The 24427-nt window shown below is 62.8% G+C and carries 22 protein-coding genes and 4 pseudogenes; 10 read left to right on the top strand and 16 right to left on the bottom strand.

All coding sequences use genetic code 11. From position 1 onward, the window contains the following. Positions 1-64 precede the first annotated feature (64 nt). The 6 genes from G5575_RS03355 (at position 65) to G5575_RS03380 (ending at position 5006) form a co-directional block, all read left to right on the top strand. Positions 65-928: a metal ABC transporter substrate-binding protein gene (locus G5575_RS03355; protein WP_235935762.1), complete on the top strand. Its 864-nt coding sequence runs from the start codon at positions 65-67 to the stop codon at positions 926-928. After that, positions 925-1791: a manganese/iron ABC transporter ATP-binding protein gene (locus G5575_RS03360; RefSeq protein ID WP_164533083.1), complete on the top strand. Its 867-nt coding sequence runs from the start codon at positions 925-927 to the stop codon at positions 1789-1791. Before G5575_RS03355 ends, G5575_RS03360 begins: the two co-directional genes overlap by 4 nt. Continuing rightward, the gene (locus G5575_RS03365; RefSeq protein ID WP_164533084.1) at positions 1788-2639 is read left to right on the top strand and encodes a metal ABC transporter permease; all 852 of its coding nucleotides are present in this window, start codon (positions 1788-1790) and stop codon (positions 2637-2639) included. Before G5575_RS03360 ends, G5575_RS03365 begins: the two co-directional genes overlap by 4 nt. Beyond that, positions 2636-3469, top strand: a complete 834-nt coding sequence (locus G5575_RS03370; protein WP_164533085.1) for a metal ABC transporter permease — start codon at positions 2636-2638, stop codon at positions 3467-3469. Before G5575_RS03365 ends, G5575_RS03370 begins: the two co-directional genes overlap by 4 nt. Before the next feature lie 68 nt (positions 3470-3537). Continuing rightward, complete coding sequence (locus G5575_RS03375; protein WP_164533086.1) at positions 3538-4575, top strand: DUF2793 domain-containing protein; 1038 nt, start codon at positions 3538-3540, stop codon at positions 4573-4575. A 74-nt stretch (positions 4576-4649) separates the two neighbouring features. Further along, the gene (locus G5575_RS03380; RefSeq protein ID WP_164533087.1) at positions 4650-5006 is read left to right on the top strand and encodes a DUF1428 domain-containing protein; all 357 of its coding nucleotides are present in this window, start codon (positions 4650-4652) and stop codon (positions 5004-5006) included. A gap of 278 nt (positions 5007-5284) precedes the next feature. Here the strand turns inward: G5575_RS03380 and G5575_RS03385 are convergent. From G5575_RS03385 to G5575_RS19935, 3 genes and pseudogenes are all read right to left on the bottom strand, one after another. Further along, a pseudogene (locus G5575_RS03385) lies at positions 5285-5835 on the bottom strand (ActR/PrrA/RegA family redox response regulator transcription factor). 38 nt (positions 5836-5873) lie between these two features. Continuing rightward, complete coding sequence (locus G5575_RS19930; RefSeq protein WP_328765821.1) at positions 5874-6176, bottom strand: ATP-binding protein; 303 nt, start codon at positions 6174-6176, stop codon at positions 5874-5876. Next, the gene (locus G5575_RS19935) at positions 6095-7195 is read right to left on the bottom strand and encodes an ActS/PrrB/RegB family redox-sensitive histidine kinase (RefSeq protein WP_328765822.1); all 1101 of its coding nucleotides are present in this window, start codon (positions 7193-7195) and stop codon (positions 6095-6097) included. The genes G5575_RS19930 and G5575_RS19935 overlap by 82 nt, the downstream gene beginning before the upstream one ends. Before the next feature lie 117 nt (positions 7196-7312). On the opposite strand from G5575_RS19935, the gene G5575_RS03395 reads away from it, so the two are divergent. After that, positions 7313-7774 carry a DUF2852 domain-containing protein gene (locus G5575_RS03395; protein WP_164533088.1) on the top strand — a complete coding sequence of 154 codons (462 nt, stop codon included), beginning with the start codon at positions 7313-7315 and terminating at the stop codon, positions 7772-7774. 211 nt (positions 7775-7985) lie between these two features. Further along, entirely contained in the window at positions 7986-8723 is a 738-nt protein-coding gene (locus G5575_RS03400; RefSeq protein WP_164533089.1) for a M48 family metallopeptidase, read from the top strand. A gap of 36 nt (positions 8724-8759) precedes the next feature. Here the strand turns inward: G5575_RS03400 and G5575_RS03405 are convergent, their stop codons facing one another. Both G5575_RS03405 and G5575_RS03410 read right to left on the bottom strand, forming a co-directional pair. Continuing rightward, positions 8760-9581 (bottom strand): penicillin-binding protein 1C, encoded by an 822-nt coding sequence (locus G5575_RS03405; protein WP_164533090.1) that lies wholly within the window; start codon positions 9579-9581, stop codon positions 8760-8762. Positions 9582-9592: 11 nt separating this feature from the next. Further along, positions 9593-11425: a transglycosylase domain-containing protein gene (locus G5575_RS03410; RefSeq protein WP_164533091.1), complete on the bottom strand. Its 1833-nt coding sequence runs from the start codon at positions 11423-11425 to the stop codon at positions 9593-9595. A 264-nt stretch (positions 11426-11689) separates the two neighbouring features. On the opposite strand from G5575_RS03410, the gene G5575_RS03415 reads away from it, so the two are divergent. Further along, entirely contained in the window at positions 11690-12205 is a 516-nt protein-coding gene (locus G5575_RS03415) for a hypothetical protein (protein ID WP_164533092.1), read from the top strand. Here G5575_RS03415 and G5575_RS03420 read toward each other — a convergent pair whose 3' ends face one another. The 3 genes and pseudogenes from G5575_RS03420 to G5575_RS03430 all read right to left on the bottom strand — a co-directional run bounded on the left by G5575_RS03420 (position 12206) and on the right by G5575_RS03430 (position 13753). Further along, the gene (locus tag G5575_RS03420; RefSeq protein WP_164533093.1) at positions 12206-12499 is read right to left on the bottom strand and encodes a type II toxin-antitoxin system HicB family antitoxin; all 294 of its coding nucleotides are present in this window, start codon (positions 12497-12499) and stop codon (positions 12206-12208) included. It lies immediately after the preceding gene. Next, positions 12486-12695 (bottom strand): type II toxin-antitoxin system HicA family toxin, encoded by a 210-nt coding sequence (locus G5575_RS03425; protein WP_164533094.1) that lies wholly within the window; start codon positions 12693-12695, stop codon positions 12486-12488. Before G5575_RS03425 ends, G5575_RS03420 begins: the two co-directional genes overlap by 14 nt. A 36-nt stretch (positions 12696-12731) precedes the next feature. After that, positions 12732-13753: pseudogene (locus G5575_RS03430) on the bottom strand (LLM class flavin-dependent oxidoreductase). 168 nt (positions 13754-13921) lie between these two features. Here G5575_RS03430 and G5575_RS03435 point away from each other — a divergent pair. Further along, positions 13922-14086, top strand: a pseudogene (locus G5575_RS03435) (DUF3606 domain-containing protein); the annotation flags it as partial. Between the two features lie 57 nt (positions 14087-14143). On the opposite strand, the gene G5575_RS03440 reads toward G5575_RS03435, so the two are convergent. The 8 genes and pseudogenes from G5575_RS03440 to mutM all read right to left on the bottom strand — a co-directional run bounded on the left by G5575_RS03440 (position 14144) and on the right by mutM (position 24384). Beyond that, positions 14144-14956 (bottom strand): alpha/beta fold hydrolase, encoded by an 813-nt coding sequence (locus G5575_RS03440; protein WP_164533095.1) that lies wholly within the window; start codon positions 14954-14956, stop codon positions 14144-14146. A 107-nt stretch (positions 14957-15063) separates the two neighbouring features. Beyond that, positions 15064-17517 (bottom strand): DNA topoisomerase (ATP-hydrolyzing) subunit B, encoded by a 2454-nt coding sequence (gyrB, locus tag G5575_RS03445; RefSeq protein ID WP_164533096.1) that lies wholly within the window; start codon positions 17515-17517, stop codon positions 15064-15066. A 96-nt stretch (positions 17518-17613) separates the two neighbouring features. Then, positions 17614-18720: a DNA replication/repair protein RecF gene (gene recF, locus G5575_RS03450; protein ID WP_235935545.1), complete on the bottom strand. Its 1107-nt coding sequence runs from the start codon at positions 18718-18720 to the stop codon at positions 17614-17616. 151 nt (positions 18721-18871) lie between these two features. Beyond that, positions 18872-19996: a DNA polymerase III subunit beta gene (gene dnaN / locus G5575_RS03455; RefSeq protein WP_164533098.1), complete on the bottom strand. Its 1125-nt coding sequence runs from the start codon at positions 19994-19996 to the stop codon at positions 18872-18874. 121 nt (positions 19997-20117) lie between these two features. Further along, positions 20118-20492, bottom strand: a complete 375-nt coding sequence (locus G5575_RS03460) for a hypothetical protein (RefSeq protein ID WP_164533099.1) — start codon at positions 20490-20492, stop codon at positions 20118-20120. A 113-nt stretch (positions 20493-20605) separates the two neighbouring features. Continuing rightward, positions 20606-22049: pseudogene (gene dnaA / locus G5575_RS03465) on the bottom strand (chromosomal replication initiator protein DnaA). Positions 22050-22931: 882 nt separating this feature from the next. Next, the gene (rpsT, locus tag G5575_RS03470) at positions 22932-23198 is read right to left on the bottom strand and encodes a 30S ribosomal protein S20 (protein ID WP_164533100.1); all 267 of its coding nucleotides are present in this window, start codon (positions 23196-23198) and stop codon (positions 22932-22934) included. 301 nt (positions 23199-23499) lie between these two features. Beyond that, positions 23500-24384, bottom strand: a complete 885-nt coding sequence (gene mutM / locus G5575_RS03475) for a bifunctional DNA-formamidopyrimidine glycosylase/DNA-(apurinic or apyrimidinic site) lyase (RefSeq protein ID WP_164533101.1) — start codon at positions 24382-24384, stop codon at positions 23500-23502. Positions 24385-24427 lie beyond the last annotated feature (43 nt).

The following is a 24427-nucleotide window of genomic DNA, read 5'->3' on the forward strand; positions in this document are numbered from 1 at the left end:
TGATTTGCAGTCGCACTAGCTTTTGGGCAATCAGGAGTGTGACGTGGTTCGCTTTCTCTATGTTCTGGCGCTGGCGCTGGTGTCGCTGACGCTTCCCACCCAGGCTCAAGATCGCCTTAAGGCTGTGACGAGTTTTACCATTCTGGCCGACATGGCGCGCAATGTGGCGGGTGATGCTGCCGATGTGGTGTCGATCACCAAGCCCGGTGCCGAAATCCATAATTACCAGCCGACGCCGGGTGATCTGGTGGCGGCGCAGGATGCGGATCTTATTTTGTGGAACGGGCTCAATCTCGAGCAGTGGTTCGCCCAATTCCTCGACAACCTGCCCGATGTCCCCAGCGTGGTCCTGACTGAAGGCATCGCGCCGATCGGCATCGGGGCCGGGCCCTATGAAGGCAAGCCCAATCCGCATGCCTGGATGTCGCCGTCCGACGCGCTGATCTATGTCGAAAATATCCGCAAGGCGTTTGTCGCGGCCGATCCGGCAAACGAGGCGATCTATTCCGCCAATGCTGCGGCTTATGCCGAAGCGATCACCGCGACGGTCGAGCCGATCCGTGCATCGCTGGCGGCGATCCCCGAGAAGCGGCGGTGGCTGCTGACGTCGGAAGGGGCGTTTGCTTATCTGGCGCGCGATTTCGAGCTTAAGGAGCTTTACCTCTGGCCCATCAATTCGGACCAGCAGGGCTCGCCGCGGCAGGTGCGCGAGGTGATCGATGCGGTGCGGGCCAATGCGATACCGGTGATCTTTTCGGAATCCACCATTTCGTCCCGGCCGGCCGAGCAGGTGGCGCGCGAAACCGGCATTGCCTATGGCGGGGTGCTCTATGTGGATTCGCTCTCCGAGCCGGATGGTCCGGTGCCCACCTATCTCGACCTTTTGCGCGTCACCACCTCGACCATTCTCGAAGGCCTTACGTCATGACCCAAGGCATTGTCGTCAACGACATCACCGTGGCCTATCGCAATGGCACGCTGGCGCTCAAGCACGCCACATTTTCTTCGCCGCGCGGCTCGATCACGGCGCTGGTTGGCGTCAACGGGGCCGGCAAATCGACGATCTTCAAGGCCATCATGGGCTTTGTGTCGCTGGTCAACGGCAGCATCACCATTCTGGGTGAGGAAGGCCGCAAGGCGCAGCGCAAGAACCTTGTCGCCTATGTGCCGCAATCGGAGGAAGTCGACTGGAATTTTCCGGTCCTGGTCGAGGACGTGGTGATGATGGGCCGCTTTGGCCACATGAACATGCTGCGTATCCCGCGCCCGGTCGATCGCGAAAAGGTCGCGTCGGCATTGGCGCGCGTCAACATGACCGACTTTGCCAAGCGCCAGATCGGCGAGCTTTCGGGCGGGCAGAAAAAGCGCGTGTTTTTGGCGCGGGCGCTGGCGCAGGAGGGTGAGGTTATTTTGCTCGACGAGCCGTTTACCGGCGTCGATGTGCAGACTGAGGACGCCATCATCGCCCTGCTGCGCGACCTGCGCGACGAGGGCAAGGTGATCCTTGTATCGACCCATAATTTGGGCTCGGTGCCCGAGTTCTGTGACCGCACAGTCTTGGTCAAGGGCACGGTGCTGGCCTACGGGCCAACGGAAGATGTGTTCACCCGCGAAAAGCTCGAACAGGCCTTTGGTGGCGTCTTGCGCCATTTCGTCCTGTCGGGGCCGGGCCTTCACGACGATGACGATCCGCGGCACCTGTCGGTCTTGACCGACGACGAGCGGCCACTGGTGTTCTACGGCGAAAAGGGCCACGAGGCGCAGCAGAACCGGCGACCGGACGCGCCATGATCGACACCCTGATCGAGCCCTTCGGCTACCACTACATGGTCAATGCCATGTGGGTTTCGGCCCTGGTGGGCGCCATCTGCGCCTTCCTTTCGGCATATCTCATGCTCAAGGGTTGGTCGCTGATCGGCGATGCCTTGAGCCACTCGATCGTGCCGGGCGTTGCCGGCGCCTATATGCTGGGCCTGCCGTTTTCGATCGGCGCATTTTTGTCCGGCGGCATGGCGGCAGCGGCGATGTTGTTTCTGAGCCAGCGCACCAAGCTCAAGGAAGACGCGGTGATCGGGCTGATCTTTACCGGCTTTTTCGGGCTGGGGCTCTTCATGGTCTCGATTTCGCCGACGCCGGTGGATGTGCAGTCGATCGTGCTGGGGAACATCCTGGCCATCACGCCCAGCGAAACCATCCAGCTGGTGATCATTTCCGTGGTGACGCTTGGGGTCATGGCCTTGATCTGGAAGGACCTCATGGTCACGTTTTTCGATGAAAGCCATGCCCGCTCCATCGGCATTCGGACCCAGCTGTTGCGGATCATCTTCTTCACCCTCCTCAGCGCCGCGACGGTTGCGGCGATGCAGACGGTGGGGGCGTTCCTCGTCATCGCCATGGTGATCACGCCGGGCGCGACCGCTTATCTTCTGGCCGACCGCTTCTCACGAGTGATCGTTATCGCCGTCTTTGTCGGCACTGCGACATCCTTTGTCGGCGCTTATGCGAGCTATTTCCTCGATGGCGCAACAGGCGGGATCATCGTCCTGCTGCAGACGCTGGTTTTCCTTGCAGCCTTCGTCTTTGCCCCCAAGCACGGCATGCTCGCCGCCCGGCGCCGCGTCCGAAAGGAAGCAGCATGATCCCGTGGTATGAGATGGCGCTCTGGCCCTTCAGCTTCCCCTTCATGGTGCAGGCCATGATCATTGCCGTGCTGGTGGCGGTGCCGACGGCGATGTTGTCCTGCTTCCTCGTGCTCAAGGGCTGGTCGCTGATGGGCGACGCCATCTCCCATGCCGTGCTGCCCGGCGTGGTGCTGGCCTATATCGTCGGCCTGCCGCTCGGCATCGGCGCCTTCGTCGCCGGCATGGTCTGCGCGCTTTCGGTCGGGTTCCTCAAGGAGAACAGCCGCATCAAGGAAGATACGGTGATGGGTGTGGTCTTTGCCGGGCTCTTCGGCCTCGGCATCGTCCTCTACACCGCCATCGAAACCGATGTGCATCTTGACCATATTCTGTTCGGCAACATGCTGGGCGTCGGTGCCTCGGACCTGATCACGGCCGGCATCATTGCTCTCGTGGTGGTGGTCCTGCTCGGCGCCAAGTGGCGCGACCTCATGCTCTTCATCTTCGATCCGCAGCAGGCCGGCGCCATAGGCCTGCCGACGCAGCTCCTGCATTACGGGCTCCTGGCGATGATCTCGCTGGCCGTGGTGGGTGCGCTGCAGGCAGTGGGAATCGTGCTGGTGATCGCCCTGCTGATCGCCCCCGGTGCCATTGCCTTTCTGCTCACCAAGCGCTTTGGCGTCATGCTGTGGCTGGCCATCGCTGTGTCGGTGGTGTGCAGTCTCGTCGGGGTTTATCTCAGCTTTTTCCTCGACAGCGCCCCGGCGCCCACCATCGTCTTGCTGATGAGCCTTTGCTTTGTCGCCGCTTTCATCCGAACCCAATTACGGGCACCGGCAGCGGCCTGATCTACACCGCTTATCCCCGCGGGATGAGGCGGCGCCAAACTGCGCTCCAGCGAAAACCGGAGCGCATCATGGACAATACAGCACGCCTCGACCTGCCCTTCATCATGGCGGGGCAGGCTCTCAAGCACATCACCCACAACGACGCCTTGCAGCGCCTCGATGCCTTGGTGCAGCCGATCGTCGAGAGCTGCCTCGAGACAACGCCGCCGGCGACACCATTGCCGGGCGAGAGCTATATCGTGCCCGACGGTGCGAGTGGCGCCTGGGCCGGACACGGTGACGAGATCGCGGCCTTCCAGTCCGGTGCCTGGACATTCTTTGATCCGGCCGAGGGCTGGCAGGTCTATGATCGCGAGAAGAAAGCTTTGCTGGTTTATTCGGGCACGGCTTGGACCGCCGTGGCCGCCATCGGCAGCGGGCTGCCAAAACTAGGCGTCAACACCAGCGCCGACACCACGAACCGGCTGGCTGTGGCCTCGGAAGCAACGCTTCTGACGCATGCAGGGGCGAGCCACCAGCTCAAGCTCAACAAGGCTTCTGCTTCCGATACGGCGAGCCTCCTTTTTCAGTCCAACTGGTCCGGACGGGCCGAGATGGGGCTGATGGGCGACAATCAATGGCGCATCAAGGTCAGCGCCGATGGCGCGAACTGGACCGATGCGATCAGCGTCGATGCCGTTTCCGGCGCCGTCAGCATCGGCGGCGTGTTGCGCCCGGCCAGCGACAACGTCCAGAGCCTGGGCAGCAGCAGCGCGCGTTGGTCCGCCGTATGGTCGGCCACGGGCACGATCCAGACCTCGGATCGGCGCAGCAAGACCGCGATCGCGCCTACCGATCTGGGTCTGGCCTTTATCGAAGCGCTGGAGCCGGTGCGCTTTCACTGGCAGGAAGATGACGGCCGCACCCATTACGGTTTTCTGGCCCAGGAGGTCGCCGCGGCGGTGACGCGCTGCGGCGTGCGCGATTTTGGCGGCCATGTGCTGAGCGACAAGGAAGATGTCGATAGCCTCCAGGCGCTGCGCTATGATCAGTTCATTGCCCCGCTGGTTGCGGCAGTGCAGGAGCTGGCGGCCCGTGTGCGCGCGCTCGAAGCGGCGGAGGCCTGACTTTCTCGAGGGCGGGTGTCGGAGTAGGCTCTTCTTGTTCGTCTCAAGGGTGAACCGAGCAACAGGAGACCAGCATGACCTATGTCCAAGGTTTTATCGCCGCCGTGCCCGCCGCCAACAAGGAGGCCTATATGGCCCACGCTAAGGAAGCCTCCGAATACTTCCTCAAATGGGGAGCAACGCGCTGCGTCGAGAACTGGGGTGAAGACGTTCCCAAGGGCGAACTCACCGACTTCCAGCGCTCGGTGCTGGCCAAGGACGACGAGGTGATCGTCTTTTCCTGGGTGGAATATCCCGACAAGGCGACGTGTGATGCCGCCAGCGAAAAGATGATGAACGATCCTGGCATGGCCAACATGCAGATGCCCTTCGATGGAGCACGTATGATTTATGGTGGGTTTCAGACGATTTTTGATGTGGGGAATAGGTAGGCCCCCACCCGGCCTCCCCTGAAGAAGGGGGAGGAGTTCGGCTGGTGTTAGGTTGCGCAAAACGAGGTTATGGACCCGGGATCTCCCTCCCCTTGAGGGGGAGGGTAGCGCAGCTTGGACCGATAGGTCCTAGCGTAGCTGGGTGGGGTGTAGCCCTGGGCGCAGCGCTCGTGACCCCACCCCACCCCACCCAGCTTTGCTACGGTTCTGCCAACCTAGCGCAGCTACCCTCCCCATCGAGGGGAGGGAGGTGAAGGAGCCGAAGGCTCAGCGTGCCTCTATCGTGGGGCGCGCTTCGCCAAAATCCGCTGCAAGGTCCGCCGGTGCATGTTCAATCGCCTTGCGGTTTCCGAGACGTTGCGGTCGCACAGTTCATAGACGCGCTGAATGTGTTCCCAGCGCACCCGGTCGGCGGACATCGGGTTTTCAGGCGGCTCGGGCTTGTCTTCGCCGGTCGCGAGGAGGGCGTTGATGACGTCGTCGGCGTCGGCGGGCTTGCTGAGATAATCCATGGCCCCAAGCTTCACCGCGGTGACGGCGGTGGCGATATTGCCATAGCCGGTCAGCACCACGGCGCGCGCGTCGGCGCGCTTCTGATGCAGGGCCGAGACGACGTCGAGTCCATTGCCGTCTTCGAGGCGGAGGTCGACCACGGCGAAGGCGGGGGCTTTTCGGCGACCGCGGCGAGGCCATCGGCGACGCTGCCGGCGATGCGCACGTCAAAGCCGCGACGGGCCATGGCGCGTTCGAGGCGCTGGAGGAAGGCGGCGTCGTCGTCGACGAGCAGAAGGCTCGGATCGCCCGCCAAAAGTTGTTCGATCGTTTCCATGCCTCTCACATAGGCGCTCTGGGGGCTTTCGTCAAAACTCAGCTGGGTGAACGATCTGTCAAATCTTGGCGCTGCCAGCGAATACTGACCCGCGCATGCTGGGCGCCATCGGCATTGTCGAAGGTTAGGCGCGCGCCGGTCCGCTCGAGAAGCGTCTTGGCGATGAAAATGCCGAGGCCGAGACCTCCTGGCTGGTGCGCATCGCTGCCGGAAGGATCGCGCGGCCGGCTGGTCAGATAAGGCTCGCCCAGCCGGGCGATCAGCTCGGGAGCAAAGCCGGGACCGTCATCGGTGATGCGGACGGTGATCGAGGCCGGGTCCCACGCGCTTTCGATGCGCACTGTTTGCCGCGCGTAGTCGCTGGCATTTTCGATGAGATTGCCGAGCCCGTAGAGCAGCCCGACGCTGCGCGGGAAGATCGGATCGGGGCCGGTGGCGTTTTCGGAATAAAAAAGGATGACCTTGCCGCGCCCTTCATGGGGGCGGCGACCTCGTCGAGGATGTCGGTGAGCGGCGCCTGGGCAAAAAGATCGGCCGGTTCGCTGCCGAGGTTACGCAGCTTTGCAAGGATCGCCCGGCAGCGCGCCGACTGGGCGATGATGAGCTCGACGTCTTCGGCGAGCTGGCTGCCGCTTTCCACTTCGGCGCGCATTTCCTTGGCGGCAAGGGCGATGGTGGAAAGCGGCGTGCCCAGTTCATGCGCGGCCGCGGCGGCAAGGCCATCGAGCGCCGACAATTGCTCGCGGCGGGAAAGGGCAAGTTCGGTAGCGGCCAAGGCATCGGCGATCTGGCGCGCATCATGGGCGACGCGATTGGTGTAGGCGGACACAAAGACCACGCCGCAGATGATCGAGACCCAGATGCCGATCACATAGATGCGGTTGAAGGTGATGGTCTGCACCGGATCCCAGGGCAGGGGCAGGTGCACCACCGAAATGATGGTGGCGATAACGGCGGCGACGCCGGCAATCACCCAGGTCTGGCGCGAGGGCAGGGTGGTGGCTGAAACCGAAACCGGCGCCAGGAGCAGAAGCGCAAAGGGGTTTTCGAGGCCACCGGTCAGCGCCAGAAGCCCGCCGAGCTGGAACAGGTCGAACACCAGCTGCAGCGCTGCGACACGCGACGACAGGCGGAAATGAGCGCCATAGCGCAGGACGAGGCCGATATTGAGGGCGGCGGAGAGCCCGATCAGGATCAGGCAGGGCAGGAGCGGCAGCGGGAAGCCGAGGCCCCAGGTGACGAACAGGACGCCGATGGTTTGCCCCGCGACGGCCAGCCAGCGCAGCACGACCAGGGTTTGGAGCCGCATCGGCCGCCAGCCAGTCGGGAACAGCGCGGATATGGCGGTTTGCTCGGTCATCGGGGGCTCATGGGACGCGCGGCCAAAAATTCAAGTTCAAAAAAACGACAGGCACATTCTTGATCCCGACTCTTGCGGGACCACGTTAGGACCATCGTGACTGGGAGTTTGAACGATATGAACACTGCACTGATTAAACCGCAATGGTCTCCCCTGACCATTACCCTCATGGTTATCGGCTTCATCGTCTTCTGGCCGCTGGGCCTGGCGGTGCTGGGCTACATTCTTTGGGGTGAAAAGTTCGGCGGCTCGGCCGAGCAGGCTCAACGCTACTGGAACAAGGGATGCTCTTTCGTGCGCAGCAACACCAAGAATACCGGCTTTGGCCGTCCGAACTTTGCCACCTCTTCGGGCAATGCCGCCTTTGACGAATATCGCGCCGAACAGCTGAAGCGCCTCGAAGAAGAACGTGCCCGCCTCGACGCCGAGATCGACGCCTTCCACGAATATATGGCGAACCTCAACAAGGCCAAGGATCGCGAGGAATTCGATCGCTTCATGAACGACCGCCGCGGCAGCCGCCAGGGCTATGGCAACAGCAACACCTCACAAGATAACTGGGGCAACAACAACGGCTAAGCCCCGTTGGCCTCAGACGACCTCCTTCCCTGACGACGACTGGCGCCCCGCAAGGGGCGCTTTTTTGTGGGGTGTACCAAACCACCCCCACCCCCTCCCCCTTGAGGAGGGGGAGGAGTTCGGCCGGCGCATATGCTCGATGCCGCAAACTCTACGCCCACAGGTTATCGTACCTGCGCTACACTCCTCGTCTACGATTCTTCGGTCGCCAATGTTCTCCTTTCTCCGCCAGCGCAGCGCGCCGCCTTCGGTGACGCATCTTGACCTCGATGGGGTTTCGACGGCCGTTGCGGTGCGCACCAGCAAGCGCGCCAAGAGCTTTCGGCTCTCCATTCCCGCGACCGGGCCGTTGCTGACCGTTCCGGAAAAGGCGCGCTGGACCGATGCCGAGGCGTTTCTCCAGCGTCACCGCCACTGGCTGGCGGCGCGGCTGCCGCGGACGGTCGGGGCGCGGCGGTTAGGAGCGGGGATCGAGCTGCCGCTGCGCGGCGTGCCGCATCAAGTCGTGTCCACCGGCGCCTTGCGTGGGCGGGTAGAGGTGGTCGATGGCGACATCCGCGTGCCCGGCGCATCCGAACACCAGCCGCGGCGGCTTTACGATTGGCTGAAGCGCCAAGCGCTGGACGACCTCGTGCGGCAGAGCCAGATCCATGCCGACCGGCTCGGTGTCGAGGTGAGGCAGGTGCGGTTGCGCAGCCAGTCGAGCCGCTGGGGGTCGTGCTCATCGACCGGCAACATCAACTACAATTGGCGGCTGATCCTCGCGCCGCCGCATGTGCTCGATTATGTGGCGGCGCATGAAGTGGCCCATCTCGTCGAGATGAACCACTCGGCCGCCTTCTGGGCGACGGTCACCCGGACCCTGCCGGACATGGAACGCGGCCGGGCCTGGCTCAAGGCGCATGGACGCGAGCTGATGAACTGGCAGGCGCCCGGCAGCGACGGTTGAAACGAAAAGCCCCGGATCGGTGTCCGGGGCTTTGTTTTAGTTGCCGAAGATCATGTCCATCAGCGTTCGCTGCTGTTGCGGCGCGTCGTAGACCACTTGCGGCTGCTGCTGCTGCACCTCGGCGGGCGGCGCGAACTGCTGTGGCTGGGCCTGCTGGAAGCCCTGCTGCGCTGGCGCGCTCGGCACCCAGACCTGCTGGCCGGTTGCCGGATCGGTGACCAGCGTCATCGGCAGGCCGGTATCCGGGTCGATTGGCGTTGCCGTGGTCGGCGCCTGCAGTGGGAAGCCGGTGACCGGATCGATGGCCTGGCCATTGGCGTCATAGGTCACCTGCTGCGTCTGGCCAGACGTATCGAGCGGCATGCCGGTCTGCGGATCGATCTGCTGGACCGGCAGGCCAGTGGCGGGGTCGATCTGCTGGGTCTGCACCGGTGCGGCGGCACTCTGCAGCGGCTGCATGCCCTGCATGGGCAGACCCGTAGCCGGATCGATGGCCACGACCTGGCCGGTGGCCGGATCGATCTGCGTCTGCACCGGCTGGCCGGTACCGCCATCGACATATTGCACCTGCGGCTGACCGGTGGCGGGGTCGATGATGGGCAGGCCCGTTGCCGGGTCGACCATCTGCTGGGCCACGAGCTGGCCGGAATAGGACCCGCCGGGGATCGGCGTCGGTTCGCGACCGGCCAGGGCCTTGGTCATGAAGTCCGACCAGATCGCCGCCGGGACGTTGCCGCCCGAAAGCGAAGTGCCCTTGTTGTCGTCATTGCCGAGCCAGACGCCGGTGACCATGGCCGAGGTATAGCCGACGAAAAGGGCGTCGCGCGATTCCTGCGACGTGCCGGTCTTGCCGCCCATCTCCCAGGCGCCTATTCGGGGGCGCCCTTGCCGGTACCGACTTCGACGGCGGTCTCCAGCATGTCGTTCATTTCGGCAAGGATGTTGGGATCGATGACGCGTCCGGGGCCGGCATCGGAGCTTTCATAGAGCACCTTGCCTTCGACGTCGGTGATCTTGGTGATGACATTGGGGATGACCCCCATGCCGCCATTGGCAAAGGGCGCATAGGCGGAGGTGAGCTCGAGAAGGTTTACTTCCTGCGTGCCGAGCGCGATCGACGGCACCGGCGTCAGCGAGGAGGAAATGCCCATGCGCATGGCCACTTCGATCACCTTTTCCGGGGTGACGTCGATGGCGAGGCGCCCGGCAATGGTGTTGAGCGAATAGGCAAGGCCCTGGCGCAGCGTCACCGTGCCGGCATATTTGCCATTGGCATTGCGCGGGCTCCAACCATTGTATTCGAACTGCGCATCCTCGGCCAAGGTATCGGGCGTATAGCCCTTTTCCATCGCGGCCATGTAGACGAAGGGCTTGAAGGTCGAGCCCGGCTGGCGCTTGGCGGTGACGGCGCGGTTATACTGGCTGGCCTGGTAATCGACGCCGCCCACCATGGCACGCACGGTGCCATTGACGTCCATCGACACGAGCGCGCCCTGCGTGAAGCCGCGCTTGGGGCCTTCGGTGGCAACCGCTTCGCGGACGATGAACTCGGCGTCCTTTTGCAGCTTGTAGTCGATCGTGGTCTGGACGATCACGTCCGAGCCTATTTCCCCGATATAGGAGGTCATCAGCGACTCGACCCAGTCGGCCACGTAGGATTCCGAGCCGGCGATGACGGTGCGCACTTCCTGATCGGGATCGATGCGGGCGGCGTCGGCTTCCTCGCGAGTGATATAGCCTTCCTGCGCCATGGCATTGAGCACGATGCGCTGGCGTTCCTTGGCACGCTCGGGATTGGCCTTGGGGTTATAGGCAGATGGAGCTGGCAGGATGCCGACCAGCATGGCGGCCTGGCCCAGCGACAGGTTGCGGGCGGAAACGCCGAAATAGGTCTGCGCCGCCGCTTCGATGCCGGTGGCGCCCGAACCGAAATAAACGCGGTTCATATAGAGTTCGAGAATTTCTTCCTTGGTGAAATTCTGCTCGAGCCAGACGGCAAGGATGGCTTCCTGCACCTTGCGGCCCAGGGTCTGGTCGGGGGTGAGGAAGAGGTTCTTGGCGACCTGCTGCGTCAGCGTCGAGGCGCCGCGCGTCACTTCTCGCGCCTGCACCGATTCCACGGCCACGGCCAGAAGACCGATCGGGTCGACGCCGAAATGGCTCATGAAGCGTCGGTCTTCCGAAGCGATAAAGGCGGCGGGCACGAAGTGCGGCAGTTCGCGGAAGGTCACGGCTTCGCCGCCGGTCTGCCCGCGGTTGGAAAGCAAGCTACCGTCAGCGGCGAGAATGCGGATATTGGGCGGACGCTCGGGAATGGCCCAGGTGTTGGAAGCCGGAAGCTGCGCGCCGTAGTAAACGATGACGCCGATCACGGCGAGGCCGGCCCAGAGGCAGGCGACAAAGCCCCACCAGAGCACACCCATAAGGAAACCGCCGCCGCGCTTCTTCTTGCGCGGACGTGCCGTTTCGGCCCGGCCGCGACGCGGTGGCCTGCCCTTGCCCTTGGGCGGCTTGCCCCCGCCGCCACCCTTGCCAGCGGTGCCGACGCGATCATCGACCGAAAAACCGACCGAATGACCCATGGCCGACGAACCGATGGTTGGCTCGACGCGTTCACCCTTGGCCTTGGCGCGTGTTTGCGGCTTGGCCTGGCGGGCGGCTGGTCTACCTACGCGGTCATCGGCCGAAATGCGGAAATCCATTGGGGCAAACCTGTCGAGAAACGGGAACGCTGCTTCATAATCCTGTTCGCCCCTGAGGCAAACAGATGGCTTTTTGCTCGGGGACTGTTTCGCGCCAGTTCAGCTGTCGCTTCTCCCGCCGCATCCAGCAGCTCATGGGACGCTTCTCCGGGATGATTGTGGCCGGTTTATGAGGGATTTTGCGGCGCTGATGCGGTTGTGACCGCCCTGCAACAGAGGGCTTGGCGCCTTGCTTGGGTCGCATTTGCAAGGCGAAGAAGAGCCATGCGCTTTGTCCTGCTCCTCGTCGCCTTCCTGATATCCCTGACCCCGGCTCGCGCGGACGTCATCGACGACGCGCTCAACGCTGCCGCGTCCTATCTTGCAGCGGCGTCCCCGCAAATGGCTAAAGACGAGTTTGGCGTCGACGTTGGCGCTTACCGCGACGCTTTGACCTCGGGCAGCTTTACCTCGCGGCACTGGGGGCAAAGTCTTGCCGTCGATGTCCGGCGCAGCGGCGACGGCGGCGATTGCGCGCGCTTTGCTGCCTTCGTGACCTCGCCGCCGCAAAACGGCGCCATTACCCTCAGCCTCTGCCCGCAATTTATCAACGGTGGCACGCTGGAACTGCGCACGCTGACCATTTTGCACGAGATGGTGCATGTGGTTGCCGGCCCGAACGAATGTCGCGCCATGGCCTTTGCGGCGCGCGTGGAGTTTTTGGCAACGGGCGGCTTTACCCCGGTTGACCGATATTGGCAGGCGAATGGGTGCGGGGGATCGGGGTTTGCGCTGCCCTAGCTACTCCGCCGCCGCATAGTAGCTGGGCGACGGCCTGATCGCGGCGACCACCGCATCTTCCGAGCGGGAGAGGAACTGCGGATCGTTGCGCAATTGGTCAAGCGTGCGCGGTGTTGGCAGGGCCCCAGACCAGTCTTCGAAAGCAAAATCGAGAGCGGCCGCGGCCTCGGAGATCGCCTCGTCGAGACTATCGGCGACAGCAATCACTCCGGGCACGTCCGGGAACGATACGCCGTATCCGGAACCCTCGTCCTTGTGAATCAGCCCCAAATAATGGGTATCAAGTCGAGCCATCGTCCCACCCTGCCTGCTGATATATGGACTTCACAGTGCCGATTGGAATGTCTCTGCGCGGATGGGGCAGGATCACCACACGGCCACTTAGCTTATCCCGATATTTATGGTGTGAGCCACGCACGGATACAAGCGCGAAGCCCTCCCGCTCCAAGCGGCGGATGATTTCGCGGCTGTCACGCAAATGCTTGGCCATGCACTATGTCAGCACATGGCCAAACGCCGTCAAGCTTTATCGCCAGCCCAGTGCGGGGGCCACATGCTTGAGAATGTTCTCGATGACATGGGCGTTGTAGTCGACGCCCAGCTGGTTGGGGACGGTCAGCAGGAGCGTGTCGGCTTCAGCGATGGCTTCGTCCTTGCGGAGTTCCTCGATGAGCTTGTCTGGCTCGGCGGTATAGCCGCGGCCGAAGACGGCGCGCTTTTCAGGCTCGATATAGCCGAATTGATCTTCTTCCGGGCGGCCGGAGCCGAAATACATCCGGTCCTCGTCGGAAACGAGGGCAAAGATCGAGCGGCTGACCGAAACGCGCGGTTCGTGGGCGTGGCCGGCGTCCTTCCAGGCGGCGCGATAGGCCCGGATCTGTTCAGCCTGCTGGATGTGAAACGGCTTGCCTGATTCATCGAATTTCAGGGTCGAGGACTGCAGGTGCATGCCCATCTTGGCAGCCCAGATGGCCGTGGCGTCGCTCGCTGCCCCCACCAGATACGGTCGCGAAGGCCCGGCGCATGGGGCTCGAGCCGCAGCATGCCGGGCGGGTTGGGGAACATGGGCCGCGGGTTGGGCTGGGCAAAGCCATTACCCTTGATGACTTCGAGGAAAACTTCGGCATGTTGGCGCGCCATGTCCTGGTCGGTCCTGCCCTCTTCAGGGGCAAAGCCGAAATAGCGCCAGCCATCGATGACCTGCTCGGGCGAGCCGCGGGAAATGCCCAGTTGCAGGCGGCCACCGGCGATCAGGTCGGCGGCGCCGGCATCTTCGGCCATATAGAGCGGGTTCTCGTAGCGCATGTCGATGACCGCCGTACCGAGCTCGATCGACTTGGTCTTGGCGCCTGCGGCCGCGAGAAGCGGGAACGGCGAGGCAAGCTGGCGGGCAAAATGGTGCACGCGGAAATAGGCGCCATCGGCACCCAGTTCTTCTGCGGCAACCGCAAGGTCGATCGACTGCAGCAGGGCATCACCGGCCGAGCGCGTGCCGGACTGGGGCGAGGGGCTCCAGTGTCCAAAGCTCAAAAAGCCGATCTTCTTCATGCCGTGCCTCGCTGCTGCGCCGCTCGATTGCGGCCCGCTCTAACTAGGCGTTCGTGACCAAGCCAACAAGTGAACACACTTGCATCGCCCGGTGAACAACAGACCGATTGAACCCGCGGAATCCGCCAGGCGTTAGCAATGCGATGAAAAGCCGAAAGGAGTTCTACGATGACAACGTCAACGCATACGGCGCGCGGTCGCGCCCAGGATCGGGCAAAGGTTGCCGGCGGACAGGACCATGAAGTCCGCTATGAGGCGGAAAAGACCGGGGCAAGCAAGCAAGAGGTCAAGGACGCGGTAAAGTCCGAAGGCAATTCGCGCCAGGCGGTCGAAAAAAGCTCGAGCACTAACGAGAAAGTCCCCGCCTCGGCGGGGACTTCGTTGCGTCTTCTACTGCTTGAGGAAAGCGATCAGTTCGCTGTTGAAGCGGTCGGCGTGGCTGACATTAAAGCCATGCGGCGCGCCTTCGACGACGACCAGCTTGCTGCCTGGGATAGCCTCATGGGTCCGTTGCCCCGAGCCCTCCAGCGGCACGATGCCGTCACTGTCGCCATGGATGATCAGGGTGGGCACCGTGATCTTCTTGAGATCCTCGCGGAAATCGGTAGTGCCGAAGGCCTTCATGGCGCCCAAAGCCGCGGTCTGGTCCGACTGCTGGCAGAGGGCGATGGCTTCCTGGCGCTGCGCCTCGGTGACCTTGAGTTCGCCCTTGGCGGAGAAGAAGTCCTTGGTAAAGCCATCAAAGAACGTGGCGCGATCGGCCTTGAGACCGTCTTCCATTTCCTTGGCTTTTTCCTTGGTCAGCGGCCCGTCCGGATTGTCCGGGCCCTGCATTAGGTAGGGCGGCACGGCGGCTGCGAAGACGACGGAATGAAGCTTGTCTTCGCCATAGTTGGCGACATAGCGCGCCACTTCGCCGCCACCCATGGAAAAGCCGACCAGCGTCACGTCGGAAAGGTTGCGGCTGTCGATCAGGCCGGCGAGGTCAGCTGCAAGGGTATCGTAGTCATAGCCGTCAGCGGGCTTGTCGGAGCGGCCGAAGCCACGGCGATCATAGGCTATAACGCGATAGCCCGCTTCGCTCAGTGCCGCGATCTGCGGCTTCCATGCTTCGCCCGAAAGCGGCCAGCCATGGATCAGGATCACGGGACGGCCACTGCCGCCATTATCCTGGGTAAAGATGTTGATCGGTTCGTTGGCCAAGACATTCTCCTTCGTTGGTACGCCAGGACCGGCTTAAGCTAACGAGGAAGGCTTTGCGCTGTTCCGAAGCGGCGATCACAACCCGGCGTGATCGCCGCTTGGCGGGGCTAGACGTCCAGATTGGAGACGTTGAGCGCGTTGTCCTGGATGAAGTCACGGCGCGGCTCGACGAGGTCACCCATCAGAGCGGTAAAGATCTGGTCGGCTTCGTCGGTCTGGCCCATCTCGACACGCAAAAGAGTGCGCGCATTGGGGTCGAGCGTTGTTTCCCAGAGCTGCTCGGCGTTCATTTCACCGAGGCCCTTGTAGCGCTGCAGCGAGACGCCCTTGCGTCCGGCATCGGTCACGGCCTTGAAAAGGCTCGTTGGTCCGAAAACCGGCGTCGTGTCGCCCTTGCGCGTGAGGGTCGGCACGCCGCCATAGATTTCGTCGAGCCGGTCGGCCAGCTGGCGCAGCTTGCGCGCATCGGCGCTCTGCAACAGGCCCTTGTCGAGCAGGTGCCGCTCGGCCACACCGCGGACCGTGCGCGAAAAGGCCAGTTCGTCGGCATCGGTGATTTCGCCGGTCCAGCCGCGTTCCCATTCGTCGGAAATGCGGTCGAGTCGGTTGCCGACGCGTGTCAGCACTTCGCCCATGCGCTCGGCATCGGCAAGGCCATCCGGATCGAGCCCGCCGACGATGGCAGCCTGTTCGACGAGGTTGCGATTGTAGCGCGTGTTGAGATTGTCGATGGCGGCGACAATGCCTCGCGCCTGCTGCAGCACGGCTCGAAGATCGTGTCCGGCCAGCTGGTGGCCGTCGCGCGTGGTGAAGACGGCATCCTCGAGCCCGGCATCGATCAGATAGTCGGTGAGTGCATCTTCGTCCTTGAGATACTGTTCGGAGCGGCCGCGCGTAGCTTTATAGAGCGGCGGCTGAGCGATGTAGATGTGGCCCCGCTCGATCAACTCGCGTGTCTGCCGGTAGAAGAAGGTGAGCAGCAGCGTGCGGATATGGGCGCCGTCGACATCGGCGTCCGTCATGATGATGATCTTGTGGTAGCGCAGCTTGTCCGGGTTGAACTCTTCGCGACCGATGCCGGTGCCGAGCGCGGTAATCAGCGTGCCGACCTGGTCGGACGAGATCATGCGATCAAAGCGGGCGCGTTCCACATTGAGGATCTTGCCGCGCAGCGGCAGAACGGCCTGGTTGGAGCGGTCGCGGCCCTGCTTGGCGGAGCCACCGGCAGAGTCGCCCTCGACGATGAAGATTTCGGACTTGGCTGGGTCGCGTTCCTGGCAATCGGCAAGCTTGCCTGGGAGGGACGAGATCTCGAGCGCCCCCTTGCGGCGGGTGAGCTCACGCGCCTTGCGCGCGGCTTCACGGGCCGCGGCGGCTTCCGCCACCTTGCCGACGATGGTCTTGGCTTCGTTGGGATGCTCTTCAAACCACTGGCCGAGCTTCTCGTTGACGATGTTTTCGACCACGGGGCGCACTTCGGAGGAAACCAGCTTGTCCTTGGTTTGCGAGGAGAATTTGGGATCCGGCACCTTGACCGACAGTACGCAGGTGAGGCCTTCGCGCGTGTCGTCGCCGGTGAGCTCGACCTTTTCCTTTTTCGCAATGCCGGAAGAATTGGCATAGCCCACGACCTGGCGCGTCAGTGCGCCGCGGAGGCCGGCGAGATGCGTGCCCCCATCGCGCTGCGGGATGTTGTTGGTGAAGCAAAGGACGTTTTCGTGGTAGCTGTCGTTCCACTGCAGCGCCACCTCGACGGTGATGCCGTCCTTTTCCGAGATCATGGTGATCGGACGCTCGACCACCGGCGCCTTGGACTTGTCGAGGTAGTTGACGAAGGCTTCGAGGCCGCCCTCATAGAAAAGCTCGACATGCACCGGCTCGGGATGACGCAGGTCATTGAGGAGGATGCGGACGCCGGAATTGAGGAAAGCGAGCTCGCGCAGGCGATGCTCAAGCGTCTTGAAGTCGAACTCCACCATGGTGAAGGTTTCGGCCGAAGGGAAGAAGGTGATCTCGGAGCCGCTGCGGCCTTCATAGGTGCCGGGCTTCTTGTCCTCGACATAGCTGCCGATTTCCTTAAGCGGTGCATCGGCATCGCCATGCGAGAAGCTCATCTCGAAAATCTTGCCGCCGCGGCGGATGTTGAGCTTGAGCCATTGGCTGAGGGCGTTGACGACCGAGACGCCCACGCCATGGAGGCCGCCGGAGACCTTATAGGAATTCTGGTCGAACTTACCGCCGGCATGGAGCTGGGTCATGATGACCTCGGCTGCCGAAACGCCTTCTTCCTTGTGGATGTCGGTGGGGATGCCGCGGCCATTGTCGTTGACCGACACCGAGCCATCGGGATTTAGCGTCACCGTCACAAGGTCGGCATGGCCTGCCAGCGCCTCGTCGATGGCGTTGTCGACCACTTCATAGACCATGTGGTGGAGGCCTGAACCGTCATCCGTGTCCCCGATATACATGCCGGGGCGCTTGCGCACGGCGTCGAGGCCCTTGAGCACCTTGATGCTGTCGGCGCCATATTCGGTGGGGGCGGGATTTTGGCTCTCGGTCATGGGGTCCGAATCAGTCGTTTTCACGTCAAGTTTGTTCTAGCGGAATGGGGCTCAAACCCCAAGGAATTTGCCTGTTTGCGGGCTTTTCGCGGGGGATTACCCTAAGCGCCCGTCCCGCACCGGAATGCGCTGCGCCCGATCCTCCAGCGCCTCGAACAGCACCGCGTCGGTGCCGGTCAAAAAACACTGCGTCTCGAGCCCGTCCAAAGCCGAAAACAGCGCCCGTCGCCGATCGGGATCGAGATGGGCGGCGATTTCGTCGAGAAGGAGGAAGGGCACGATGCCGGTCCGCAAACGCACCAGGCGGGCATGGGCGAGGATCAGGCCGATCAGCAGCGCCTTCTGCTCGCCGGTCGAGCCCAAAGCCGCCGGCATGCGCTTTTGCGCGTGCATGACTTCGAGGTCCACCCGGTGTGGTCCTAATGTGGTGCGTCCGGCCGCTCGATCAAGGAGGCGCAGCGCATGCCAGCGCTGCGCCATAAGGCTTTCGAGCGCTGCAGACGTCTCGGGCACAGGCCCGGTGTCGAATAGCGGCGTCAGCGCCAGTTCGGCGGCGGGGAAAGAGCCGTCGTCGAGGCTTTCGGACACCAGCGCCTGAAGGTGCTGGAGGCTATCGGTGCGGTTGAGGTGGATCGAGGCACCAAGCTCGGCCATCTGCGCCTCGACGGCACTGAGCCAGCGCGGATCACCCTCTTCTTCGAGGAGCTTATTGCGCTGCCGCATCAGCTTTTCGAAGTCGCCGACCGCCGCGGAGTGGGATGGAATAAGCGTCGTCACCAGCCGGTCGAGGAAGCGCCGCCGCTCGCCCGCGGGACCGGAGAAAAGTCCGTCCATGGCCGGCGTCAGCCAAAGCACGCGCAGGTAGTCGCTCATGGCTTCAATAGACCGGGCATTGGCGCCATTGATCCGCACCCGTCGCCCGCCATCGGGAGTAGCACCGGTGCCGATATCAGATGGACCATCCCCGGTTTCGACCGTCGCCGCCACCGCCCAGCCATGGTCCGAGCCATGCTGCTGCAACGTCTCAAAACTCGCGCCGCGCAGGCCCCGGCCCGGCGACAGAACGGAAATGGCCTCCAGCAGATTGGTCTTGCCCGAGCCATTGGGCCCGGTCAGCACGACGTGGCGCTCGTCCAGATCGAGCGCGGCGGAGGTGTAATTGCGAAAGGCCGTCAGGCGCAGGCGGGAGATGTGGCGGATCAACAAGGCCCCTCACCCGGCCTGCGGCCGACCTCTCCCCCAAAGGGAGAGGTGCTGCTGCGCAGCTTGGGGGCCACTCTTACCTCTCCCTGGGGGAGAGGTCGCCGCCATGCGGCGGGTGAGGGGGCCTTCATAAGTGCCGAAATGTGCTCGCTCAAACCCGCATCGGCATCAACACGTAAAGTGCATTTGCCTCGGTGCCCTGTTCCTTGACCAGCGTCGGGGAGTTGGCGTCGTTGAAGAGGAAGACGGCGCTTTCGGAGCGGATCTGCTGGATGATGTCGAGGAGGTAGCGGGCATTGAAGCCGATCTCGAAGCCATCGGTGTCGAACTCGACCGCCACTTCTTCGGAAGCGGTGCCGTGGTCCGGATTGGTGACCGAAAGCTCGAGCAGGCCATCGCGGGCCTGGAGCTTGACGGCCTTGCCGCCGCGGTCGGAGGCAATGGTCGAGACGCGATCGACGGCAATGGCGAAGCCGGCCTTGTCGACCATCATCTGCTTGTCGTTGTTCTTGGGTGTCACCCGATCATAATCGGGGAAGGTGCCTTCGATCAGCTTGGACAGCAGCACGACCGGGCCGACGGTGAAGCGGATCTTGGTGTCGGAAACCTCGACCTTGACGTCGCCATCGACGCCGTCGAGCAGCTTTTGCACTTCGCCCACGGTCTTTTTGGGCACGATGATGCCGCTCATGCCTTCCGAGCCGGCGGGTGCGGCGATCTCGGCGCGCGCCATTCGGTGGCCGTCGGTGGCCACGGCGCGGAAGAGGGCGCCGGATTGCGTGTTCTGCACGGCGTGGAAATAGATGCCGTTGAGGTAGTAGCGCGTTTCTTCGTTGGAGATCGCGAACTGCGTGCGCTCGATCAGCTCGCGAAGCGAGGCGGCGGGCATATCGAATTCATGCGGAAAGGCACCGGACTTCAAATCCGGGAAGCTGTCGGGCGAGAGGCAGGCGAGGTTGAAGCGCGAGCGGCCGGACGTGAGAACCATGTTCTCGCCGCCATCGGTTTCGAGGCGCACTTCGGCGCCGTCGGAAAGCTTGCGCACGATTTCATAAAGCGTATGCGCCGGCACCGTCGTCGTGCCCGGCGTCGAGACCATGGCCGGCACGCTTTCGGTCACTTCGATGTCGAGGTCCGTGGCGCGCAGTTCGACCCGGTCGTCACCGGCCTTGAACAGGACGTTGGCAAGGATCGGATAGGTATTGCGGCGTTCCACCACCCGATGCACATGGCTCAGCGATTTGAGCAGATGATTGCGTTCGAGCGTGACTTTCATGAGCGACAAATCCTGGCATTACGCGACGGCAAAACCCGGCCGGAAGCCGGGCTGGGACGTTTACAGTTTCATCAGAGATTGGCAAGGCCGGCGCGGCTTTTCGCCCTTGCCAAGCTGTGGACTAGCTCTGGAAATGCACGGTGATGTCGAAGCGCTCACCCGGGCCGGCGCCGAGGGCTTCAAGACCGGTATAGGGGAGGCAGTTTTCGATGGCTCCGGCGATCGATCGCATCAGCTCGGGATAGCGCCGGGCAATGATCAGGCTCTGCGGCTCGATCGATGGATCGCCATCGAGCGTACCGTCGCCGAAAAAGGCGAGGCGCACGGAAACCAGCTTGTCCTCATAACCGGAGGGCAGGCTCCAGCATTGGAGAATCTGGTCCTGCACTTCGAGCGCGACGGCAAGGGTCTGCTCCACACGCTGCTCCGCAGTCAGCGGCTGGGCTTCGGCAGGAATGGCAAAGGCGGCAAGGAGCGGCAGGATGAATCGCAACATGGCTCGCTCTTGTCTGCGTCGCACGGTCTGATCAAGGCACCTGACGAAGGCGTGTGTGGAAAGAGCTTCACCCGGCCTCCCCCTGTGGTGGGGGAGGAGCGAGCTGGTGTTTTTTATTCTTCGAGCATCCGCTTCAGGAGCTCGATCTCCTGGCCGAGCTCGATGTCGTCCTTGATCATCTGCTCGACCTTACGCACCGAGTGGAGGACGGTGGTGTGGTCGCGGCCACCGAAGCGCCGGCCGATTTCGGGCAGCGAGCGGGCGGTAAGGGCCTTGGCCAGATACATGGCGATCTGTCGCGGGCGGACCACGTCGCGCGAGCGACGGGCGGAAAGGAGCTCGTTGCGCGGCACCTTATAGTGGCGCGACACGGCCTTGAGGATGTCCTCGATGCGCACGCGCTTGGCATCGCGGGCGCGGATCAGGTCGGCCAGCGTCTTTTCCGCCAGCGGCACGGTGATCAATTCGCCGGTAAGCTGATTGGCGGCAACGAGGCGATTGACGGCACCATCGAGATCGCGGCCATGGCTGACCACGGCGCGAGCGACATAATCGATCACTGCGGTCGGGAAGGCCATGCCGAAGCGCGAATTCACATGCGCGGCGCGGCGCGCTCGACAATGGCGCGGCGGAGATCAAGGTCGAAGGTTGAGATCGGCACGACAAGGCCGCCCGAAAGGCGCGAACGCACGCGTTCATCGAGCATTTCCAGATCGCGCGGCGGCGCATCGCCAGCCACCACGACCTGCTTGGCGCCGGTCAGCAGCGTGCCCAGCGTATGGCCGAATTCGGTCGCCGACTTGCCCTGGAGAAACTGCATGTCGTCGATCAGCAGCAGGTCGACCCGGCGCAGCCATTCCTTGAAGCCCAGCGCCGACTGGCGCTGCACGGCCGTGATGAAATGGTACATGAAGTGGTCGGCGGTGAGATAAACGATGTTCTTGCTCGGATCCGCCGTCTGCACCTGATGGGCGATGGCGTTGAGGAGGTGCGATTTTCCGAGGCCAACGGTGGAATGGATATAGACCGGATTGAAGGTCACGGTGTTGTTGGCGGCTGCATTGGCGATCTGCTTGGCAACGCCAAAGGCCATTTCGTTGGCTTCGCCGGAAACAAAGCTCTCAAACGTCATGCGCGGGTCGATGGCGCTGCCGGACAGGGCATCGCCCTTGGCGGTTTCGCGAACGAGACGCGGCGTGGCGGTGGCGGCAACGGGGGCGGGGCGGCGCTTTCGGCAACTGGGGCTTCGCTTACCGCTTCGGCAACAGGGGCAAGTCGGGGGCGGGCCTGGCCATTGACGCGCATGGTGACCTGGAGACGCGCCACTTCTGGCACGTCATTGCGGAAGGTCTCGACGATGCGCTCGGCATAGTTGGACTGAACCCAGGAGCAAAGGAACCGGGTCGGCGCGGACAGGTGCACCGTGTCCTCGACGATTTCTTCAAGCTCGAGCCGGGCAAACCAGGAGGTAAAGACATCTTCGCCGACGGCAGTCTTGAGCCGCGCCCGCACGCGGTTCCAAAGGTCGCGCTGCGTTTCGGAAGAGCTATCGGACATGACAGGATTGGTGCCTTTGGGGGAAAGAGTTTGGGAAGAAGGTGCAGGGCTTGCCCACTGATCCTTTTCCACGGTCGCCTGTCGCATCATTGCTTTTTAGCCCCATAAAGTTGCCCCGGGTCCGCAAAACCCGGGATGTTGCCTGTCGCTGATCGTGCCTGATCCCGAAGGATATCAGGCACGGCTTCGCCCTGCCTCCGCCAAGCGGACGCACGTTTTCGTTCGGCGGTTGAGCCGCCGTTTGCCTATGCTTTTCTCGCGTGAACCCGGCTTGATCAGCCGAAGGACGAAAGGATCGCACCAAATTCAAAATGACGACTGTTGTGCACAGGCGCCAATCTCTTCTGGCTTTCCTTGAGGAACTGCCCCAGAATCTACCCTACTGATTTGGTCTCTTGCGAGACCCGCCGACTTGGCTTGAAGGGGTCGTTCAATCCCCTTTTTCCCCGCCGGCCAAAGTACCTTAAATGGCTCGATTTGCCCCCGCAACACGTGAATCGTTGAAATAGGGGCTTGACTCAGAAGTGCTCAAAACCCGGCTCCGGACTCAGTTTTTGTGAGGGCGTGCAAGCCGCTGTGACTCAATGCAGATTCGATCACTTAGCGTCTTTGAGATGGTGAAAAATTAATTTCGTTCAAGACCGGGATGCGACCTTTTGGCTGCCCGGCCTTTCGTACAGCGACGAAGCTAAGATCTTCGTGGCACTGGAAAAATCCTGTCGTACGCGATCCGTTCTGGTGCTGGCAGAACCGTCACCAAAGAGACACATGACAGTTGTGTTGCGAAAAAGCTTGCCCGCCGAGGCCAAAGAAAATGGGCTCCGCGAGGAGCCCATCGGGCAGTTTCGGAAGCGCCAGGCAGGCGCCCGGCAGCAGGGCAGTTTAGACCGCCAGGGCCTTCACGCGCGAGTTGAGGCGCGACACCTTGCGGGAGGCAAGATTGGAATGGACGATGCCCTTGCCAGCAGCGCGGTGGATCTCGGGTTCGGCAGCCTTGAGGGCGGCAAAAGCGGTGGCGTGGTCGCCGGCGGTGATCGCTTCTTCAACCTTGCGGATAAAGGTGCGCACGCGGCTACGACGCGACTTGTTGATCGCGGTGCGGGCGGCAATCTTGCGGGTCGCCTTCTTGGCTGACGGCGTATTGGCCATGTTGGTCCTCTTGATCTAACCAAGCCGGATCAGCGCTCAAAGTCGCAGACGTCCGGAGAAAAAATGAAATCGGCGGCACATCGACTGCCGCCAAGTTGGGCGCGGTATAGGGGAAAGGCGGGGGAGCGTCAATAAGATTCAGGCGGATCCAAGATGCCAAGGCACGGAGCCCTCATGGTGAGGTGCGCAGCGTAGGTAGCCTCGAGCCACGAGGGCGAGAGAGTGGAGACCTGTGTGCCACGCCCTCGTCCTTCGAGGCTTCGCACCTCAGGATGAGGGCTACTTGGTGTTCGGCGACCCCTCACGGCGCCTTCTGGCACACCGGGCAGTAGAAGGTCGAGCGCCCGGACTGGACGATGCGTTTGACCACGCCGGTGCACAGCGGGGTCGGACATGGATCGCCCTCTCGGTCATAAACCGCAAAATTGTGCTGGAAATAGCCTTCGCCCGTCGTGCTGCGGAAATCGCGAATGGTCGAGCCGCCGACCTCGATGGCCGCGATCAACACTTCCCGGACGGCGGCTGACAGATCCTCCAGCGCCTTTTTGGGTTTTCCGGTCTTGGTCACCAGTCTGCCGGCTGCAACGGTGGGCAGGATATGGGCGCGATGGAGGGCCTCGGCGACATAGATATTGCCCAGGCCGGCGACGACGCGCTGGTCGAGGAGCGCTGCCTTCATCGGTGCCTTCTTGCCCTTGAAGGCGGCGGCCATTTCGGCGGCGTTGAAGTCATTGCCGAGCGGCTCGGGGCCGAGGCCTTTCAAATAGGGACTCTGCTCGATGTCGTCGTAAAGATCGATGAAGCCGAAGCGGCGCGGATCGGCATAGATGAGGTGGCTCTTGCCATGCTGGGGGTGGAACAGCTCCCAGATCATATGGTCGTGCTTGGGCTCGGTGCCTGGCTCGTAATAGCGCGGCGGCTTGTCGATGCCGTGCTCGGCAAAGCGCCAGGAACCGGTCATGCCGAGATGACTCAAAAGCGTCTTGCCGTTCGAAAGGCTCATGAGGAGATACTTGGCCCGGCGGCCGACGCGCGTGACGGTCTGCCCCTCAATCCCCTCCTTCAAATTTCGCGGAAACGGAAAGCGCAGATCCTTGCGGTTGAGCGTCACCGAGAGGATCGTCGCCCCTTCCAGCCAGGGTTCGAGCCCCCGTCGCACCGTTTCCACTTCCGGCAATTCCGGCATCGCAACTCCTTTTGCCCTGCGCCCCTTTGGGCCATGGGCAATT

Origin of the sequence: Devosia aurantiaca, from assembly GCF_011058215.1 — a bacterium.
In the GTDB taxonomy this organism is placed as follows: domain Bacteria; phylum Pseudomonadota; class Alphaproteobacteria; order Rhizobiales; family Devosiaceae; genus Devosia; species Devosia aurantiaca.

What these genes read in the sequence shown, in the direction of transcription:
- G5575_RS03360 (WP_164533083.1), top strand. Translation starts at nt 925, where the DNA reads ATGACCCAAGGCATTGTCGTCAACGACATCACCGTGGCCTATCGCAAT.
- G5575_RS03365 (WP_164533084.1), top strand. Translation starts at nt 1,788, where the DNA reads ATGATCGACACCCTGATCGAGCCCTTCGGCTACCACTACATGGTCAAT.
- G5575_RS03370 (WP_164533085.1), top strand. Translation starts at nt 2,636, where the DNA reads ATGATCCCGTGGTATGAGATGGCGCTCTGGCCCTTCAGCTTCCCCTTC.
- G5575_RS03375 (WP_164533086.1), top strand. Translation starts at nt 3,538, where the DNA reads ATGGACAATACAGCACGCCTCGACCTGCCCTTCATCATGGCGGGGCAG.
- G5575_RS03380 (WP_164533087.1), top strand. Translation starts at nt 4,650, where the DNA reads ATGACCTATGTCCAAGGTTTTATCGCCGCCGTGCCCGCCGCCAACAAG.
- G5575_RS19935 (WP_328765822.1), bottom strand. Translation starts at nt 7,195, where the DNA reads ATGACCGAGCAAACCGCCATATCCGCGCTGTTCCCGACTGGCTGGCGG.
- G5575_RS03395 (WP_164533088.1), top strand. Translation starts at nt 7,313, where the DNA reads ATGAACACTGCACTGATTAAACCGCAATGGTCTCCCCTGACCATTACC.
- G5575_RS03400 (WP_164533089.1), top strand. Translation starts at nt 7,986, where the DNA reads ATGTTCTCCTTTCTCCGCCAGCGCAGCGCGCCGCCTTCGGTGACGCAT.
- G5575_RS03405 (WP_164533090.1), bottom strand. Translation starts at nt 9,581, where the DNA reads ATGGGCGGCAAGACCGGCACGTCGCAGGAATCGCGCGACGCCCTTTTC.
- G5575_RS03410 (WP_164533091.1), bottom strand. Translation starts at nt 11,425, where the DNA reads ATGGATTTCCGCATTTCGGCCGATGACCGCGTAGGTAGACCAGCCGCC.
- G5575_RS03415 (WP_164533092.1), top strand. Translation starts at nt 11,690, where the DNA reads ATGCGCTTTGTCCTGCTCCTCGTCGCCTTCCTGATATCCCTGACCCCG.
- G5575_RS03420 (WP_164533093.1), bottom strand. Translation starts at nt 12,499, where the DNA reads ATGGCTCGACTTGATACCCATTATTTGGGGCTGATTCACAAGGACGAG.
- G5575_RS03425 (WP_164533094.1), bottom strand. Translation starts at nt 12,695, where the DNA reads ATGGCCAAGCATTTGCGTGACAGCCGCGAAATCATCCGCCGCTTGGAG.
- gyrB (WP_164533096.1), bottom strand. Translation starts at nt 17,517, where the DNA reads ATGACCGAGAGCCAAAATCCCGCCCCCACCGAATATGGCGCCGACAGC.
- dnaN (WP_164533098.1), bottom strand. Translation starts at nt 19,996, where the DNA reads ATGAAAGTCACGCTCGAACGCAATCATCTGCTCAAATCGCTGAGCCAT.
- G5575_RS03460 (WP_164533099.1), bottom strand. Translation starts at nt 20,492, where the DNA reads ATGTTGCGATTCATCCTGCCGCTCCTTGCCGCCTTTGCCATTCCTGCC.
- rpsT (WP_164533100.1), bottom strand. Translation starts at nt 23,198, where the DNA reads ATGGCCAATACGCCGTCAGCCAAGAAGGCGACCCGCAAGATTGCCGCC.
- mutM (WP_164533101.1), bottom strand. Translation starts at nt 24,384, where the DNA reads ATGCCGGAATTGCCGGAAGTGGAAACGGTGCGACGGGGGCTCGAACCC.